The following is a 1,402-nucleotide window of genomic DNA, read 5'->3' on the forward strand; positions in this document are numbered from 1 at the left end:
CGATCATGTGATCGCGGTTGAGGAAGTCAGCCGGGCCAGCGCCTCGATCGGGCTCAGCTACGGTGCGCACAGCAACCTCTGCGTCAACCAGATCCGCCGCTGGGGGAACGACGAACAGAAGGCCAAGTACCTGCCCAAACTGGTCAGCGGCGAACATGTCGGCAGCCTCGCCATGTCCGAAGCGGGCGCGGGATCGGACGTGGTCTCGATGAAACTGCGCGCCGATGCGGCGCAGGGCGGCTATCTGCTCAACGGCACCAAGTTCTGGATCACCAACGCGACCTGCGCCGATACGCTGGTGGTCTATGCCAAGACCGCACCCGAATCCGGGAGCCGCGGGATTACCGCCTTCCTGATCGAGAAGGACGACGAAGGCTTCTCCATCGGCCAGAAGATCGACAAGATGGGGATGCGCGGCAGCCCCACGGCAGAGCTGGTGTTCAACGATTGCCTTATTCCCGAAGAGCGCATCATGGGCCCGCTGCACGGCGGTGTTGGCGTGCTGATGAGCGGGCTCGATTATGAGCGCGTGGTGCTTGCGGGCCTTCAGCTGGGCATCATGCAGGCCTGCCTCGATGTGGTCATCCCGTACCTGCGCGAACGCAAGCAGTTCGGCAAACCGATCGGCGCGTTCCAGCTGATGCAGGCCAAGGTCGCGGACATGTACGTCGCGCTGCAATCGGCCCGGGCCTATACCTATGCCGTCGCGAAAAGCTGCGATGCCGGCCTCACCACCCGCTTCGACGCTGCGGGCGCAATCCTGCTGGCGAGCGAAAACGCCTTCCGCGTGAGCGGCGAGGCGGTGCAGGCGCTGGGCGGCGCGGGCTATACCAAGGACTGGCCGGTGGAACGCTATCTGCGCGACGCCAAGCTGCTCGATATCGGCGCGGGGACGAATGAGATCAGGCGGATGCTGATCGGGCGTGAATTGATCGGGGCGGGCGCATGATAAATCCTCCCCGGAACGGGGAGGGGGACCGTCCCGCGCAGCGGGATGGTGGAGGGGGCCCACCTATCCTCCGCCAACCGATTAAGCAGATCAAACGCGCCCGCCGCCAACGACGAGAGATGAGCCTGCCTCAAGTACTGCTCTGGCAACAGCTGCAAAAGCGGCCAGACGGTTACAAATTCCGCCGCGAGTTCCCGCAGGCACCGCTGACGGTCGATTTCACTTGCCTGTCCGCGCGGCTGGTCATCGAAGTTGATGGTATGGCCCACGACATGGGTGACCAGCCGCAGCGCGATCAAGTGCGGGATCGGATGATGGCAGATCGAGGTTTTCGCACTTTGCGCCTGCCTGCCAAAGACCTGCTTCGAGATATGGAGTCTTGTGTGATCGCGATCGTTACCGCGTGCCGAGAGGCTGGGCCCCCTCCACCTTCGCTTCGCGACGGTCCCCCTC

Annotated in this window: 2 protein-coding genes; both read left to right on the forward strand. The window is 63.8% G+C overall.

Annotated features, from left to right (window positions below):
- A partial coding sequence (locus ABL914_RS13905; RefSeq protein ID WP_391563785.1) for an acyl-CoA dehydrogenase family protein occupies positions 1 to 949 on the forward strand: 949 nt, incomplete at its 5' end.
- A gap of 119 nt (positions 950 to 1,068) precedes the next feature.
- On the forward strand, positions 1,069 to 1,402 hold a 334-nt coding region (locus ABL914_RS13910; protein ID WP_391563786.1), incomplete at its 3' end, for an endonuclease domain-containing protein.

Origin of the sequence: Novosphingobium sp. (assembly GCF_040079535.1) — a bacterium.
Classification (GTDB): Bacteria; Pseudomonadota; Alphaproteobacteria; order Sphingomonadales; family Sphingomonadaceae; genus Novosphingobium.